This is a genomic window from Citrobacter sp. TBCS-14, assembly GCF_005280805.1.
Classification (GTDB): Bacteria; Pseudomonadota; Gammaproteobacteria; order Enterobacterales; family Enterobacteriaceae; genus Citrobacter; species Citrobacter gillenii.
On record NZ_SZWM01001020.1, the window covers coordinates 112,946 to 130,284 of the forward strand.

Consider the following 17,339-nt stretch of genomic DNA (forward strand, 5'->3'; position numbering starts at 1 on the left):
AGATCAACAGGGTAAGGGGGCGTCGAGGAGGGATTTGAGCGTGTTAAACCTATTACAGTCCAGAGCCTCAGAGGGCTGAATAAATAGATAAGGGAGATAGCCGCTGAGCCGCGGCTATCTCCGGTGTATATCCCGAATCAGGAATTCGGTTTATGGTTTTCAACTACCCAGACGGTGAGTTCTTTTTCCAGCGTTTTATCTCCCGTCATTGCCTTCACCCTCACCCAACTTTCACCAGCGGTATCCGTTCTCAGCTGTGAGTAGGCATTTCCTAACGTAAAGTTGGTTTTATCCGGCGTCATCGTAAAGGTTCCGCTGCTGGGTTGGGCTTTGCTGCCCGCGCTAAATTCGACACTGCCGTTTAACGGGTTACCGAACTTATCCTGCAATCGGGCCATAAAGCCTACCGGTTCAAGGTTGGCAACGGCATAGCCAGGATCCTGCTCCAGAGTGAGTACCGGATTCTGGGCATCAGCATTCAGCGTCAGCGAAGCATTTGCCGAGACGTTGCTACCGTGTTCAGCCAATGTGGCGGTCAGCGTGTAACGACCCGCCTTATGGCCGTGGACATTCACGGTCGCAGTACCGGAGTCATTGGTGGTGACAAGCGTATTATCAATCTGCAGAGGATCGCGTGACGATGGGCCTGTGGCCGTAATTTTCAGCTTACGGTTGCTGACGTTGTTACCCGATGTATCGCTCAGATGCAGGGTAAACGCCACGTTATCCACATCACTCACTATGGCTGAGGTGGTTGACGGTTCGATCGTCAAGACTGCATTTTGCAGATCCGATACCACCTCCACTGCCTTACTCGCCGTAACGCGTTTACCCTCTTTGATGAAGGTTGCCTGCAATTGATAGCGCCCGGCCTCTGCGGCAACAAAGGTTGTTGATGCCATTCCTTTCTCATCCAATGTCAGTTCGGACTGGTCCAGTTTTAATCCACTGGCGGGTTCGCTGGTTAGGCGCACGTCACCGCTAAATGGGTTGTTTTCACCGTCGACAACCTGTACCTGAATTTCGTGCTTAGCTGATGCGTTCGCCGCGATGCTCTCTGCTGGTGCGGTCAAATTCAGCACAGCGCTGTTAATATCAGGTACAAAGCCCAGTTCAACGCTCGAGGACTCAATACTCTGTTGCCCGTCTGTAGCCATGGCTTTCACGGTGTAATTACCCGCCTTAACCGTGGTTAACGTCACCGTTGCGTAACCGTCTTTATTGGTGGTGATTTTGTCCGGGTATACGAGCCCTTGCGGCGTTACGATAAGCTCCACTTTCTGTCCTTCAACCGACGCGGCGGTATTGTTGAGCCTTACCTCAAGCGTGGCGCCATCGCGACCGTTTGCAGCAATATTGGTGATTGCGCCATTGTCTTTGGCTGCCAGAGACAATGTTGCGCCCGTCATTGAAGAGGCAAATGTTACGCGCAGTGATGAGCTGATGTTCCCCGCGCTTAGCGTAATCTCATATGTTCCCGGCGTTGAACTGATCAGTGAGAATGTTGCTTCACCTTTGGCATTGGTCTTCACAACGTTCTCCCCATTCGCGATCTTGACCTGTGGCGGTAACGCCAGGGTAACCGTGTATCCGGACAGCGCGTTGCCATAACGGTCGGTCAGGGTAACGACTGCGACATTACTCTGTTTGCCATCCGCCAGCGCATTGTCCCTGGTCAGGTTAAAAGCCTGAACCACCGGCTGCGTTTTGTCGGCAATCCAGGTGGCTTGTTTTTCCAGCCCGGAGAAATCATGTTTTTGTGATGCCACACCAATGCGTGTCGCCTGAGCCAGTTCAGATGTTGCCTTAGCGCGGTACACGCCGTCTTTCTCTTCTACGGCAGTAAAACGAACCTCGCCGCTGGCTGAAACAGCATAAAAACGTAAGCTGTCGTCGCCGGTAATGGCATTCCCGTCTTTATCTTTTGCCTCTAACGTCAGGCTAATCGGGTGCCCAACGATCTGTTCCATGGGCATTACCGTCAACGTCGATTTTGCCGCCTCGGCGGAAACCGCTTTTAGTTTTACCGTCAGAGTTTCTGTTTTACCCAGGACTTTAGCGGTGATGCGTGCCGTACCCGCCGTTAAACCCGGCGTCAACGTCGCGGTATACACCCCGGAACGGGTTTCCTGTACTTCACCGAGCTTGGGTGCCTGTGCCGAACGCTCACGGCTTTGCTGTGCGTCAGGCGTAAATGCCAATGACAACTCAATGTCATGGGCAAGCCCTGTTAACGGTTTACCATTGGCATCTTTTAGCACCAACGTAACCGGATGCTGCGACTGCCCATCAGCCGCGATGATCGGTTGATGCTCGCCGTTTAATGTAAAATCCATTGTGCCGATTGAGGCTGAACTCCCCGTCACTGTCACGTTCATCACCGCATAGTTAGAGACGTTTCCTTTAACATCTCGCGCCGTTGCGCCGATCTGCCAGTGATTGGTACCGCCTGGTGTATACGCTGGCAACGTCAGTTGCCATGACGTGCCGCTACCGGAAATACGCCCGCCAGCGGCGGTAAATGCGCTATCGTTCCACTCTACCGACTGAATGCCCCATTGGGATTTATCCAGCGAAATAGTCACCGGAATAACGGAGCCACCTTCCCCCTGCACGCTTTCAGGCAGGCGGATCTTCAGAACCGATTTTTTGCGGTATTCCAGAACAATGTTGTTATTACGTTCGACAAAATCGTAGCGCCCGTGCTGAACTTCGCGCATCACCGCAACGTTATCGCCGTCCAGTTGCTTCGCCAGCGGGATGCCGGGGCGATAGTTAATTTCAATGCCGAAGCGTGAATCATGAGTATTACTCTGCCCCTGCTTGTGTTCAGCAGAAAGCGTAACCAGCGGAACCGGCGTGTAGCTGATCCCGCCCGTAAAGGCGTATGGATTTTCCTGCAGATGATCGCTGCCAAAGAGGCCGACATTCTTGCCGTAATACTTTTCATATTTAAGCGATGCACCCAGTTGCGGATATGACGGCAACCAACCTTTGGTATAGATATCCCAGCCATCAGCCGGACGTTCCTGATAATCGCCCAGATCGTGGGAATCCTTCCATTTTGACAATCTTAAATAAGCATTCGCGCCTGCATGTAAATAATCTCGCCAGTACTCAACGCCTGCACCCATACGTGCGTGATGCCGACTTAAATCGTAGTCATAAAATAAGTTCGCGCCCAGCATTGAATTATCCGGCGTGAAGTAGCGATAACCCATGCCGATATTGGTTTGGGTTCTGTCATCGGTACGGTGAAGCGATGTCTGGCTAAATAAAACATGCTGCTTTGTATCAACCCACGGATAAAGGAAATCGAACGCAGAATCTTTCAACGAGAATGCGTCATCGACGTTGAGTTGAATACGCGCATTACCGTATTGCTGCAGCCATTCTACCACCTCCTTCGTTGCCTGTGCCGAGACGGTATTGGCAGCAAAACTGCCCGCATGGCCGTTTTCAATGCTTCTGCCAGCCTGTGCGGCGAGGGAAGACAGGCCGCGCAGTTCTTGCTGCTCAGCTGCGGCCTGCGATGCCTTAACGGCTGAAGCATGGCTGATGGTCGGCGTGAAGCTGAGAAGGGCTGGATACAGAGCCTGTAAAGCGATTGTTGACCATGCGACAACCTTATTAACGGAGCCTGTTGCCCCATTGTTCCGCGAAATTTTCTTATTTGACATTCGTAACTCCAATATCAATTAAAAAAATTAAAGGTTATTCCATGTACTGAACGGGATGCGTAATATATGTATTTAGTGGAAAAATTCAAGAGCTGTTCATCGCGCAGTTAACTGGATATTTTTACATTATGCGGATCTGGGTTGGCTATGATGTCGAACGTTTAAATAACGGATGCTGTAAAAATACTTTTCTTTTTATAGTGGTGAGTTTAATATTGGTGTCTGTATTTTAACCATGAGCGTACACTGCAAATAAAAATTATCAGGAAATTAATCTGCCTGTTCGTATTCTACCGTCATTCATAATACGCCGCGTTGACCTGACCGACGTCGGCGCATTCGTAGGATGTGCATGCTGACCGGTAGAGACATCTCAGAGATCTCTCTGTCTACCGCCCAAGTTAGTTAACAGGCAAACAGTTACGTAACGTTCTTATATTTTTTTGAAATATTATCCGCAATGGCATGGTTTTGCCGCCAAAATTAACCGAAACGCAGTGTTCAATCCCAGGAGTATTAGGAGAACATGGTCTAAAATACTTTTTTTGCTTAAGAGTTTTCCTATCGCGTAGCAACCGTGTTCGCGTAGTGTTAAAATTCATGAGTTTTTGATCTCCTCCTTGTACTAGTGGATGAGGTGCTGGTCGTCAATAAGACGAAAGAATTAAATGGGTTACAACCACATTGCTAAATAAGCGGCACTGTTTTTTTACATGGTCGGCAACCGTCAGGGAGTGACGATAACCTATTGATAACGCTTATTTTTACTCTGGTGTAAGATATAAGGGAAGATATGTTCAGTATGCGTCGACATGCCAAATTCATTACACGCTTTAAGTCTGTAAGCTGTTTATTTACGGCCAGCGTTCTTTTCCCCCTACAAATCTCTGCGGCAGTATCAGATTATGATGCGTTGATTATTGAAGCGCGAGGGGGTAATAGCGCGCCACTATTGCGCTACCTTGAAGATCAGGGAAAGAAAAGCGCGCTCACGCCCAATCAGGTTGCCGACTGGCTGCAAGTCTCCAGTTGGGTTGATAACAACGACAAAACAACAATTGCTATCTGGCAGCAGTATCGCGGGAAGATGGATGTGCCTGCGCGCGGTAAAGTTGCCGCTGCGCGTGCGTATCGCAATCAGAAAAGCTGGAATGATTCCTTAGCTATCTGGGAAAGCGTGTTGCAGGAAGAGCCTGATAACGCGGATGTTCGTACCGGCTGGATAATGACGCTGGCCGATGCCCGTTACAATCAACAAGCCCTGACCGAGGCGAATAAATGGGCGCGAGCGCATCCGGGAGCCGATTCCGATGCCCTGCTTGCCTACGTGTACCATTCGCAGAATAAAAACTGGGATGCATTGCTTGTCGCCAGTCAGGCGGTTGACGTTGATCCGGGTAACAAAAATGCAAAATCAACGCTGTTGTCCGCGCTGGCAGCCAACCGCATAGCCGAACCTGCGTTGGGACTGGCGGAAGAGGTTCCCACATCCGATCCCGTGAAGCGTCGCCTTGCGCTTGATGCCGCAGCCGAAAAGGTGCGCTCTTCGTATACGACCGCGCGCAATGAAGAAGAACGTTTTATCGTGGCGGACAAAGCCCTTGCTCGCTATGACCAACTGCTTGCTGCCTGGAAAGATGATCCCGCAGCCCAGGGCGATGTGCGTCGTGCGAGAATAGACCGTATGGGGGCCTTGCTGGTCCGCAAGCGTACCGCTGACGTTATTACCGAATACGAATCACTGTCAGCCGAAGGCGAAGTCCCCAACTATGCAAAACGTTGGGTGGCTTCCGCGTGGTTAAGTGAACGTCAGCCGGAAAAAACCGAAGCGATGCTGATGAGCATCTACTATCCGAACGGGCCGATACCCGTTACGCCGCTTAGCCCTGAAGATCAACAGGATCTGTTCTACGCGCATATCGATAATGAAAACTTTGTTGATGCCAAAAAACAGGTCGATGCGTTAATCAAAGACAGCCCGTACCTGCGACGGATCTATGGTTCGCCTACGCCGCAGCCTAACGATAACTGGCTGCTTGGTCAGACGCTACTCGCGCAATATCACATTGCCGCTAATGAGCTGCCCGAAGCCGAAAAGCTGACGGAACATCTGGCGCGTACTGGCTCGGGTAACCAGGGGCTACGTATCCTCTATTCTTCCGTACTCGAAGCCCGCGGTTTGCCGCATGCCGCCGAAAAAGAACTGAAGCTTGCGGAAGTGATCGAGCCAAGCAACCTGGAACTGGAGCGTCAGCAGGCTTATGTGGCGCTGGATCTCCAGGAATGGAAGCAGGCCGATGAACTGACTGATGATGTCATCGCTCGTAGCCCGGATGATGAGGCAACGCTGCGTCTCGCGCGCATTCGCGATGTGCATAAAATGTCTGAACTGCGGATCAGCGGCACGCAGGGGATCTCCTCTGATAGCCCGGTCAGCGGTAAGAATGACTTCAATATCAATACCGCCATTTACAGCCCACCGATCAATGACAACTGGCGACTGTTTACTGGATTCAACTTCGCTACTGGTGAATTTGAAGAAGGTAAGGGCATTAGCCGCGATCTGGCGGCCGGTGCGGAATGGACCTCCCGTGACTACTGGGCTGAAATGGAAGTTTCAGGTCGTAATTATGGCGATGGTCAGAAAATAGGTGGCCGTCTTTCTGGCTGGCATGATTTCAACGATAACTGGCGCGTCGGCGGTTCGGCGGAGCGTCTTTCACGTAATACGCCCCTACGCGCATTGCGTAGCGGCGTGTACGCCAACGGTGGAGATATGTTTGTCCGCTGGTATCAAAACGAAAGACGAGAATATCAGTTGTCGTTTGCCGCATCACATTTCTCGGATGGTAACGATCGCATTGAGTACGGGCTGAGTGGAAAAGAGCGCCTGTGGACGACGCCGCGCTTTACGCTGGACTTCACGCCGGGTATCGGTGGCAGTACCAACACCAAAGAAAATGTGCCGTATTACAACCCCAAAAGCGATTTCTCTGTGGTACCTGGCTTGAGCGCGGAGCAGGTCCTTTACCGACACTATGACACGGTCTGGACCCAGCAAGGCGTGGGCGGTGTGGGTAACTACTGGCAGCAAGGCGAAGATGGCGGTGCAATAGTTCAGTTAGGTTACGGACAGCGGCTTAAATGGAATAACGTTGTGGATGGCGGGGTGATGCTGATGTGGGATAAACGCCCCTACGACGGTAAACGTGAGCGGAATATCTCCCTCGCTTTCGATTTGAATGTTAGGTTTTAAGGATAGAACATGCTGAAAAGATGCCTGTGGCTTAGCGCACTCATCGCTGGCTGGTTGATGATCACCGCGTGTAGTAGCGCGCACAATACGACGCCTCGCTATGTTCCTCCAGGAGAGAGAACCGAGCTGACGGCGGACCATCCGTGGCCAAAAAATAGTTTCCTGGTGTTGGGTTATCACGATGTTGAGGATGGCGCAGCGGACCAACGCTATCTTTCTGTACGTACCAGTGCGCTGAGCGATCAGATCGGCTGGCTGCGTGACAACGGCTATAACCCGATCAGCGTGCAGCAAATTCTCGATGCCCATGACGGCAAAATCGTGCTGCCTGAAAAAGCCGTCTTACTTACCTTTGATGACGGCTATAGCAGCTTTTATACCCGCGTCTGGCCGCTGCTAAAAGCCTACAACTGGCCTGCGCTATGGGCGCCGGTGGGAAGCTGGGTGGATGCCCCTGCCAACAAAAAAGTGGATTTTGGTGGCCTGATGACGGCCCGAGACAAGTTCGCTACCTGGAAGATGGTTGAGGAAATGGGCAAATCGCCGCTGGTGGAAGTCGGGGCGCATACCTGGAACTCACACTTCGGCGCAGAGGCGAACCCGCAGGGCAGTAAAGAACCGGCGGTGGCGAACCGTCTGTATGACAAGAAAACCGGTACGTATGAAACGGATGAGCAGTACACTCGCCGCATTAATACCGATATCTCGTTGATCACCAACAAAATTAAGTCTGTAACCGGGAAATCGCCACGTGCGTGGGTGTGGCCGTACGGTGCTGCTAACGGTACGACGTTGAATTTGGCCAAAGAGCACGGCTATAAAATGGCGTTTACGCTCAACGAAGGGTTGGCGAATGCGGCGTTCCTTGATGATATTCCGCGTGTACTGATCTCAGATAACCCTTCTCTTAAGCGTTTTGCCAGTCAGGTCGCTCAGGTACGTGAACCGCAGACCATGCGCGTGATGCATGTCGATCTGGATTACGTGTATGACAAAGATCCTGCCCAGCAGAAGAGAAACATCGATAAGCTGATCCAGCGTGTTTACGACATGCGCATTTCACATGTCTTCCTGCAGGCGTATGCCGACCCCAAAGGCGACGGGAATATTCGCGAACTCTATTTCCCTAACCGTTGGCTGCCGATGCGTGCCGATCTCTTTAACTACATCTCCTGGCAATTACAAACGCGTGCTGGCGTGACGGTTTATGCCTGGATGCCGGTGCTGGCGTTCGATCTCGATGCGTCTATTCCGCGTGTCACCGCATGGGATCCGAAAACCGGACGCAGTGCGATTAACCACGAACAGTATGTGCGTCTGTCTCCCTGGAGTAGCGAAGCGCGTCAGCGCATTACCGAGATCTATGAAGACCTGGCGAAGCACGCCAGCTTCAAAGGCATATTGTTCCATGATGATGCATTCCTGACGGACTTCGAAGATGCCTCGCCGGATGCGTTAGCCGCCTACCGCGCTGCGGGCCTTCCGGACAGCATTGAGAAAATCCGTAACGATCCGCAGGCGTTTGAGCGCTGGACTCGCCTGAAAAGTAAGATGCTGATCGACTTTACCCAGCAACTGACGCGTTCGGTGCGTAATATTCGTGGCCCGCAGGTACAAACGGCGCGCAATATTTACGCCATGCCGGTACTGGAGCCAGAAAGTGAAGCCTGGTTTGCACAAAACCTGAATGACTTCCTCAATACCTATGACTGGACTGCACCGATGGCGATGCCATTGATGGAGAATATTCCAGCCAATGATGCCAATGCCTGGCTCGACAGATTGGTGAATGCCGTTGCGCAGACCCCAGGCGCGCTGGATAAGACCGTGTTTGAGCTGCAGGCACGCGACTGGCGTAAATCCGGCGAACAGGCCGAAATCAGCGGTAAACAGATAGCCGAATGGATGCGCCAGCTTAAATTAAGCGGTGCAGGTAACTACGGTTATTACCCGGATGATTTCATCAGCGACAAACCCGAGATGTCAGAGATTCGCTCGACGTTCTCATCATACTGGTACCCGCAAAAATGACCGATCGCATTATTGCTTTCCTGATACTTTGCCTGATGTTCAGCCTGCCGTTTGGCGTGGCTGTCATCTTTACGGGTGAAGTGATGCTGAACTTTGTCTTCTTCTGGCCCTTGTTCATGTCTGCTTTGTGGATAAGCGGTGGGGTGTACTTCTGGTTTTACCGTGAGCGCCACTGGAAATGGGGAGACGACACGCCGCCACCGACGCTGGAAGGAAATCCGCTGGTTTCGATTTTGATCCCCTGCTTTAACGAAGGGATCAACGCCCGCGAAACCATCAGTGCCGCGATGGCACAGCGCTATAAGAACATTGAAGTTATTGCCATTAACGACGGTTCAACGGACGACACGCACGACGTGCTGGAACAGTTGGCAATTGAGTACCCCAGCCTGCGGGTGATTCATTTAGCTGAAAACCAGGGTAAAGCGCTGGCGCTCAAGACCGGTGCAGCCGCTGCGCGTAGCGATTATCTGGTGTGCATCGACGGTGATGCGCTACTGGATCGCGATGCGGTGGCCTATATTGTGGCCCCGCTGATCCAGTTCCCGCGTGTGGGGGCGGTAACCGGGAACCCGCGTATCCGTACCCGTTCCACGTTGATCGGCCGCGTGCAGGTCGGCGAGTTTTCGTCAATCATTGGTCTTATCAAGCGTACCCAGCGAGTCTATGGGCAGATCTTTACCGTCTCCGGCGTGATTGCGGCGTTTCGCCGTCGTGCGCTGGCTGAGGTGGGATACTGGAGTCCCGACATGATCACCGAAGATATCGACATCAGTTGGAAGCTGCAGTTGCGCCACTGGTCGGTATTCTTTGAACCGCGGGCGCTGTGCTGGATCCTGATGCCTGAAACCTTAAAAGGGTTGTGGAAACAGCGTCTGCGCTGGGCGCAGGGTGGGGCTGAGGTGTTTATTGTTAACATGCGCCGCCTGTGGTCGTGGGAATTCCGCCGCATGTGGCCGCTGTTCCTCGAGTTCTGTTTTTCGACCGCCTGGTCGTTTGCCTATGCGGTCAGCATCCTGTTGTTCGTGTTAGGGCTGATCATGCCGATGCCTGACTCGTTATATGTGCAGCATCTGTTCCCGCCAGCCTTTACCGGACTCATCCTCGGCGTGGTCTGTTTACTGCAGTTTGCCGTGAGCCTGATGATCGAACGACGCTATGAAAAAGGCATTGGCGCCTCGTTGTTCTGGATTATCTGGTTCCCGGTGGTGTACTGGATGCTGAGCCTGTTTACCACGCTGGTGGCGTTCCCCAAAGTGATGCTCAAACGCAAACGCGGGCGCGCGCGCTGGGTGAGCCCTGACCGTGGAATAGGGAGGATCGAACCATGAACCAGCCACTGATCTTTACCGAGCGGCGTCTCCTGCCACGCATAATTGACGTGCTGTTGACGCTGATTGCCTGGGTTGGGTTTCTGTACCTGATTTATAAAGGGCTGATTACCGCACTGGCGCACTCACCGTATATGGGCGTGCGGCCGTTTTTCACCACCCTGGATACGGTGACTTTTTACATGCTGGTCGCCTTAATCAACGGACTGGTGCTGATTGGCTGGGCGAAGTACAACCAGTACCGTTTTCGGGTGGAACGACGCAACCGCAGACCTGGGCTTGAACATCATGAGCTGGCAGAAAGCATGCGTATTACCCCGGAACTGGTAACAGAGCTCAACAAAGCCAGGGTGCTGACGGTGCATCACCATGAGAATGGTGAAATCAGTCACGTCGATGTGGACAAGCACATTGCCGATAACCGGTTGCCACCGCCCACGCCGGCCATGCTGACGATGCTGTCGGAAAGAACGCTCGAGTCTGAAGACGCAAAATAATGACCCTCAGGCGGCATGAGACAATTTGTGCCGCCTGTTACATCCTTCAACCCTGCATCGGACTATGATTAGACTCGGTACAATAAAAATAACTGAGGCAATGTCATGGATAAGGAACTACTGGATGCAGGCTACCGGGCCTATACCGGTGAGAAGATCGACGTCTATTTCAATACGACAATGTGCCAGCACTCGGGGAACTGTGTGCGCGGCAGCGCGAAGCTGTTCAACCTCAAGCGTAAACCGTGGATTATTCCTGATGAAGTTGATGTTGCCACGGTTATCAGGGTTATCGATACCTGCCCAAGCGGTGCGCTGAAATACCGTCAGAAATAAGTGAGGGAACCATGGAAATTCTTGCAGGCCATAACAAATTTTATGTGAATGATGCGCAGGGCAACCAGGTCGCTGAAATCGTCTTTGTGCCGACTGGCGAGCATCTGAGCATTATTGAACATACTGATGTCGACCCGAGTCTGAAAGGTCAGGGCGTGGGTAAACTGCTGGTGGCAAAGGTGGTGGAGAAAATGCGCGCCGAAAACCGCAAGGTTATTCCACTGTGTCCATTTGCCAAACATGAGTTTGATAAAACCCGCGAGTATGACGATATCCGCGCCTGATATGCGCAGTTGTAGGCCGGATCGGCGCCGCCGTCATCCGGCATCTCATTCCCGATGCAGCAGATCCTGATAAATCCCCGTCAGAACCCCGTGTGGGCCAAACTCCTTTTTAATCCACTGAGTGACCCGGCCGGTTGCCGAGTGTTGGGTTGCCAGCAGCATGCGTGAATCCTGACGCGGATTATGGATCTGACGCGTCACCAGCAGCGACTTCTCCATTGCCTCACGCACCATGTAGTCCGGCAAAAAGCCAATACCTTCGCCGAGGATCTGGCACTGACATTTGGTATTAAAATCGGGGACCAGAATGGACTCCTGCCCGTGCAGCAGCCAGCCGACCTTCTTGTTAATGGTATGCGCGGTGTCTTCGACCATGATGTTTGGGTACAACCGTAGCTGACTTTCTGAAATAGGTTCAGGCATAAACGCCAGCGGGTGATCCGGGGCAATGGCAAACGACCAACGGATCGCCCCTATCTCGGTGTAATCAATTCCGCCGCCGTCCAGTAATGTGTCCGGCGCGCCAATGGCGATGTTGGCCTGGTTATTAATTATGGAATCCCAGACGCCGTTATACACTTCGGTGGTCACGGTTATCTGGCAGGTTGGAAACTGCTTTTTGAGGGCCTGCAACAGCCGCGCGGTATGCTGCGGGGTGTAGAGCAACTGGTTAATGCAGATGCGCACCCGCGCCTCAATACCCTGAGCGATGGTATCAATACTGCGCTTGATGGCGTGGAAGTCGTTTAGCAGGTCGGTCGCCTTGCGGAAGAAATAACGCCCGGACTCGGTTAGCTCAATGCTGCGGGTATTGCGGGTAAACAGCACCACGTCGAGCCCCGTTTCCATTCGCTTGATGGTGTAGCTGATGGCGGAGGTGGTTAAACCCAGCTCTTCGGCGGCCTTGCTAAAACTGCTGTAGCGCGCAGCCATGGTGAACGCCAGCAGGTTCTCCTCGGTAAAAATTGAATTCATCCTCTCTCCCCTCGGGCTCGTCTACTCCCTGCCATACGATGATTGTTGAATGTATTTGTAATCCTTATGCAGAGCAACCAGTTTTGAACAGAATTTAACACTAGGTTCACATTTGATTTGAAGGCAATCACACTTCTGTCTTTTAGTTGCAGGCCGCTATCCGTGCAGCATCCCGCTTTATTTCCCGGATGACTGAATAATGTCTAAAAGAGCAGCGGTCATAAGAGAAAGATTGCACTACAGCACGTTTTTGCTCTCATTATTAAATACTATTCAATAATCGACTCGCTAACGATGAATGAAATTTAAGCGGATGTTATTCCCATCTCTCTGTTGCTATTCTCAGGTTATCGGAATTTTAAAAAGCCTTAAAAACTGCAGGAGAAGGATTATGTCAGAGAAAGAACTTATTACTGAATTTCTGCTGGCGGCAGAGCAGGGCAATGCGCAGGGATTAACATCCTGTCTGGCAAAAAATGTGGATATTAATGCGACCAATCGCCAGGGACGTACCGCCATCATTATTGCCAGCCTGAATAAACATTATGACTGCGTGTCTTTATTGATTGAGGCTGGCGCCGATATTAATAAACAAGATCAAACCTGTTTTAATCCCTTCCTGATTAGCTGCCTGACCAATGATTTAACGCTGCTGCGTTTGGTGTTACCGGCTAACCCTGATCTCAATGTTCTCAGCCGTTTTGGCGGCGTTGGCATTACGCCTGCCAGCGAAAAAGGCCACGTGGAGATCGTGCGTGAACTGCTGCTGCGTACCGACATCAACGTTAACCACACCAACTTTGTCGGCTGGACGCCGCTGCTGGAAGCCATCGTACTCAACGACGGCGGCGCAAAGCAGCAGGAAATCGTCAAGCTGCTGCTCGACAATGGTGCGAATCCGCACATGACGGACAAGTACGGCAAAACCCCGCTGGAACTGGCGCGGGAGAAAGGGTATCACCAAATTGCCGAGCTGCTGATTGCCGCCGGAGCTTGACCGAGGAGCGCCACTATCGCCACGCCATCACGGCGATGCGTAACGGCGCTAACCGCCGACGGCGCGTTTCTTGAATTTCGGGGAACGGGGCGTGTAGAACAGGTTTTTTCCCGCGCGGTAAACCTGTTCATACCCGAGCTGCAGCGCTTGTTCACCTTACTGAGCGAGAGCGGCGATAACGCGCCTAACAGTTGTCGGCTGGCGCTGACGCATTGTGAAGATCTGTTTCATCCCGGCGAGCCGGTGAGTTTTACCGAGACGGGAATAGCCGTTGGCACGGATAAATGGATAGCAACCTCCGGGTGCCAGACCTGGCAAATGCCGAGTTGGTCGCCAGATGCAGACCGCTTCGCAGCAATTTCCTGGCGTTGCTGGGCAGAGGTTATCCGCCAACAGCTGAATCACCGCGACACATTATTTTTGTACCAGGGCGATAACCCGTTTTATCAGGAAATCGCCCGTGAATTACAGAACCGCCGCCGGGCATTAATCGCCGCCCTGAATAATGGCGAAAATATTTCTTTCGCAGTTGGCCAGTTAATCGGTCTGGGAATTGGCTTAACGCCATCATCCGATGATTATTTAGTTGGTCTGAGTACGGTTTTATTTATTAACGGTCACCCGTTAAAAAAATATCAGCACGATTTTTTAGCAGCATTACGGATTGCCGGGAATAACACGACGCTGCTCAGTAAAATAACGCTGGAAGAGGCTTTTCATCAGCGTTATCGGGAAAGCGTTGCACGACTGGTAACCCATATTATTACGCGGCAACACCACGTTGCTACGCCATTTATTACTGACATTAAAAATATCGGCTCAAGTTCTGGCTGCGACATGCTGTATGGCATGGCGGACGCCTGCACCCTGAGCCATCGGTCCGGAGGGAATTATGTCGATCAGGATAGTTGTTAAAAAGAACACGTATTTTGATTCTGTGTCACTGATGTCTATCTCAACGCGCGCTAACAAGCTCGATGGCGTGGAGCAGGCGTTTGTGGCGATGGCAACGGAAATGAACAAAGGCGTGCTGAAGAATCTCGGCCTGCTGACGCCTGAACTGGAAGAGGCGAAGAGTGGCGATCTGATGATTGTCATCAAGGGTGCGAGCGAGGCGGCGAACGCGCAAACGCTGGTGGCTATCGATGAGCTGTTCACGCACAAGGAGCAGGGCGGCCAGCACGAAGCACGCTATGCCACGCTTGCCAGTGCGAAGAAGCACGTTCCCGACAGCAACCTGGCGGTGATTTCGGTCAACGGCCTGTTCGCGGCCCGTGAAGCACGTCAGGCGCTGCAAAATAACCTCAACGTGATGTTGTTCTCTGACAACGTGTCCCTCGACGATGAGCTGGCGCTGAAACAGCTGGCGCACGAAAAAGGGCTGTTGATGATGGGGCCGGACTGCGGAACCGCCATTATTAACGGTGCGGCGCTGTGTTTTGGTAACGCAGTGCGTCGCGGCAATATCGGCATTGTCGGCGCATCCGGCACCGGTAGCCAGGAACTCAGCGTACGTATTCATGAATTTGGCGGCGGTATTTCCCAGCTGATTGGCACCGGTGGACGTGACCTGAGCGAAAAGATTGGCGGCCTGATGATGCTCGACGCGATTGCCATGCTGGAGGCCGATCCGCAAACCGAGATTATTGCGCTGATCTCCAAACCGCCTGCGCCTGCGGTGGCCCGAAAAGTGCTGGATCGCGCGCGCGCTTGTCACAAACCGGTGGTGGTGTGCTTCCTCGGACGTGACGCCGCACTGGCGGATGAAGACGGATTGCAGTTTGCCCGAGGCACCAAAGATGCGGCGCTGCGCGCGGTCCTGCTCAGCGGCGTGAAAAAAGAGAGTCTGGATCTGCATCCGCTCAACTGGCCGCTGATTGAAGAAGTGCGCGCCCGTCTGACACCGCAGCAAAAATATATCCGTGGGCTGTTCTGTGGCGGCACGCTGTGCGATGAGGCGATGTTTGCCGCGATGGAAAAACATGCCGAGGTGTACAGCAACATTCACCCGGACCCGGCGTTCCACCTGCCGGATATTAACCGCAGCGTGGCGCATACCTTCCTCGATTTTGGTGATGACGACTTCACCAACGGCAAGCCGCACCCGATGATCGACCCGACCAACCGCATCAGCCGTTTATTGCAGGAAGCGCGGGATCCTGAAGTCGGCGTGATCGTGATGGATTTCGTCCTCGGCTTTGGATCGCATGAAGATCCGGTGGGCGTGATGATTGAGGCGATCGCTGAGGCGAAAGCGATCGCTGCCGCAGACGGACGTCCTCTGGAGATCCTCGGTTATGTACTGGGAACCGACCAGGATACGCCATCACTGGAAAAACAGTGCCAGATGCTGACCGATGCCGGGGTTATCTGGGCGAGCAGCAGCACCAACACCGGATTGCTGGCGCGTGAATTTATCTGTAAAGGGGAGGAAGCCTGATGAGCCAGACGCTGTTTACCCAGCCGCTGAACGTGATTAACGTCGGCATCGCGATGTTCAGTGATGACCTGAAAAAGCAAAATGTACCGGTGACCCAGCTCGACTGGACGCCGCCGGGCCAGGGCAATATGCAGGTGGTTGCCGCGCTGGACGAGATTGCCGATTCGCCGCTGGCAGACAAAATTGCTGCCGCAAACCAGCAGGCGCTGGAACGTATTATCCAGTCGCACCCGGTGCTGATTGGTTTTGATCAGGCCATCAACGTGGTACCGGGCATGACCCGCAACACCATCCTGCACGCTGGGCCGCCGACCCGTTGGCAAAACATGTGCGGCGCGATGAAAGGGGCCGTGACTGGGGCGCTGGTGTTTGAAGGACTGGCGAAAGACCTCGATGCCGCCGCCGAGCTTGCCGCCTCCGGTGAAATCATCTTCTCGCCGTGCCACGAGCACGACTGCGTCGGATCGATGGCGGGCGTCACGTCGGCCTCAATGTTCATGCACATTGTGGAAAACAAAACCTACGGCAACCGCGCATATACCAATATGAGCGAGCAAATGGCGAAGATCCTGCGTATGGGGGCGAACGATCAGAGCGTTATCGATCGCCTGAACTGGATGCGCGACGTGCTGGGACCGATGCTGCGCGACGCCATGAAGTTGGCGGGGGAAATTGATCTGCGCCTGATGCTGGCGCAGGCGCTGCATATGGGCGATGAATGCCACAACCGCAATAATGCCGGGACGGCGCTGCTGATTCAGGCGCTGACCCCATGGATTATTCAGACCGGCTATCCGGTGGCGCAGCAGCGCGAGGTCTTTGAGTTTGTCCTTAGCAGCGACTATTTCTCCGGACCGACGTGGATGGCGATGTGCAAAGCCGCGATGGATGCTGCGCACGGTATTGAATACAGCACCGTGGTGACGACGATGGCGCGCAACGGCGTTGAGTTTGGTCTGCGCGTCAGTGGGTTACCAGGCCAGTGGTTTACCGGCCCGGCTCAGCAGGTGATTGGCCCGATGTTTGCGGGCTATAAGCCGGAAGATTCCGGGCGTGATATCGGCGACAGTGCGATTACCGAAACCTACGGCATTGGCGGTTTTGCCATGGCGACGGCGCCAGCCATCGTGGCGCTGGTCGGCGGTACGGTTGAGGAAGCGGTCGACTTCTCTCGCCAGATGCGTGAAATCACCCTTGGCGAAAACCCGAACGTCACTATTCCGCTGCTCGGTTTTATGGGCGTACCCACCGCTATCGACATTACGCGCGTTGGCAGCACCGGCATTCTGCCAGTGATCAACACCGCGATTGCCCACAAAGATGCGGGGATCGGCATGATCGGCGCGGGAATTGTCCATCCGCCGTTTGCCTGCTTTGAAAAGGCAATTCTCAGCTGGTGCGATCGCTACTGCCAATAACGATAACCAGGGGCTAATGCCGTTAGCCCCTGGTCGTGAAGCGAATAACGTTGCTTACCTGCAGGGCTGGGCGATCCCCGCGATCGCAAACGAT

At 53.2% G+C, this 17,339-nt stretch carries 12 protein-coding genes; 10 read left to right on the forward strand and 2 right to left on the reverse strand.

Annotation, left to right across the window (positions count from 1 at the left end; translation table 11 throughout):
• Nucleotides 1–137: 137 nt before the first annotated feature.
• A complete protein-coding gene (locus FDX22_RS23250; RefSeq protein WP_146717852.1) occupies nucleotides 138–3,680 on the reverse strand; it encodes an inverse autotransporter beta domain-containing protein in 3,543 nt (1,180 codons plus the stop codon).
• Nucleotides 3,681–4,473: 793 nt separating this feature from the next.
• Here FDX22_RS23250 and pgaA point away from each other — a divergent pair.
• The 6 genes from pgaA to FDX22_RS23280 all read left to right on the forward strand — a co-directional run bounded on the left by pgaA (nucleotide 4,474) and on the right by FDX22_RS23280 (nucleotide 11,415).
• Nucleotides 4,474–6,936, forward strand: a complete 2,463-nt coding sequence (gene pgaA / locus FDX22_RS23255) for a poly-beta-1,6 N-acetyl-D-glucosamine export porin PgaA (protein WP_117343806.1) — start codon at nucleotides 4,474–4,476, stop codon at nucleotides 6,934–6,936.
• Between the two features lie 9 nt (nucleotides 6,937–6,945).
• Nucleotides 6,946–8,967 carry a poly-beta-1,6-N-acetyl-D-glucosamine N-deacetylase PgaB gene (gene pgaB / locus FDX22_RS23260; protein ID WP_146717853.1) on the forward strand — a complete coding sequence of 674 codons (2,022 nt, stop codon included), beginning with the start codon at nucleotides 6,946–6,948 and terminating at the stop codon, nucleotides 8,965–8,967.
• Nucleotides 8,964–10,298 (forward strand): poly-beta-1,6-N-acetyl-D-glucosamine synthase, encoded by a 1,335-nt coding sequence (gene pgaC, locus FDX22_RS23265; RefSeq protein WP_016246533.1) that lies wholly within the window; start codon nucleotides 8,964–8,966, stop codon nucleotides 10,296–10,298. Before pgaB ends, pgaC begins: the two co-directional genes overlap by 4 nt.
• Nucleotides 10,295–10,795 (forward strand): poly-beta-1,6-N-acetyl-D-glucosamine biosynthesis protein PgaD, encoded by a 501-nt coding sequence (gene pgaD, locus FDX22_RS23270; protein ID WP_135911450.1) that lies wholly within the window; start codon nucleotides 10,295–10,297, stop codon nucleotides 10,793–10,795. The genes pgaC and pgaD overlap by 4 nt, the downstream gene beginning before the upstream one ends.
• 105 nt (nucleotides 10,796–10,900) lie before the next feature.
• Nucleotides 10,901–11,131, forward strand: a complete 231-nt coding sequence (yjdI, locus tag FDX22_RS23275; RefSeq protein WP_115257549.1) for a 4Fe-4S mono-cluster protein YjdI — start codon at nucleotides 10,901–10,903, stop codon at nucleotides 11,129–11,131.
• Between the two features lie 11 nt (nucleotides 11,132–11,142).
• Nucleotides 11,143–11,415 carry a GNAT family N-acetyltransferase gene (locus FDX22_RS23280; protein ID WP_096755814.1) on the forward strand — a complete coding sequence of 91 codons (273 nt, stop codon included), beginning with the start codon at nucleotides 11,143–11,145 and terminating at the stop codon, nucleotides 11,413–11,415.
• A 45-nt stretch (nucleotides 11,416–11,460) separates the two neighbouring features.
• Here the strand turns inward: FDX22_RS23280 and FDX22_RS23285 are convergent, their stop codons facing one another.
• Entirely contained in the window at nucleotides 11,461–12,390 is a 930-nt protein-coding gene (locus tag FDX22_RS23285) for a LysR substrate-binding domain-containing protein (protein WP_096755815.1), read from the reverse strand.
• A gap of 313 nt (nucleotides 12,391–12,703) precedes the next feature.
• Between FDX22_RS23285 and FDX22_RS23290 the strand changes: the two genes are divergently transcribed.
• The 4 genes from FDX22_RS23290 to FDX22_RS23305 are packed head-to-tail and all read left to right on the forward strand — an operon-like array spanning nucleotide 12,704 to nucleotide 17,245.
• Complete coding sequence (locus tag FDX22_RS23290; RefSeq protein ID WP_332068170.1) at nucleotides 12,704–13,387, forward strand: ankyrin repeat domain-containing protein; 684 nt, start codon at nucleotides 12,704–12,706, stop codon at nucleotides 13,385–13,387.
• A 15-nt stretch (nucleotides 13,388–13,402) separates the two neighbouring features.
• Nucleotides 13,403–14,302 carry a DUF2877 domain-containing protein gene (locus tag FDX22_RS23295; protein WP_135911452.1) on the forward strand — a complete coding sequence of 300 codons (900 nt, stop codon included), beginning with the start codon at nucleotides 13,403–13,405 and terminating at the stop codon, nucleotides 14,300–14,302.
• Nucleotides 14,280–15,827: an acyl-CoA synthetase FdrA gene (gene fdrA, locus FDX22_RS23300; protein WP_146717854.1), complete on the forward strand. Its 1,548-nt coding sequence runs from the start codon at nucleotides 14,280–14,282 to the stop codon at nucleotides 15,825–15,827. The genes FDX22_RS23295 and fdrA overlap by 23 nt, the downstream gene beginning before the upstream one ends.
• A complete protein-coding gene (locus tag FDX22_RS23305; RefSeq protein WP_146717855.1) occupies nucleotides 15,827–17,245 on the forward strand; it encodes a DUF1116 domain-containing protein in 1,419 nt (472 codons plus the stop codon). Before fdrA ends, FDX22_RS23305 begins: the two co-directional genes overlap by 1 nt.
• Nucleotides 17,246–17,339: the final 94 nt, after the last annotated feature.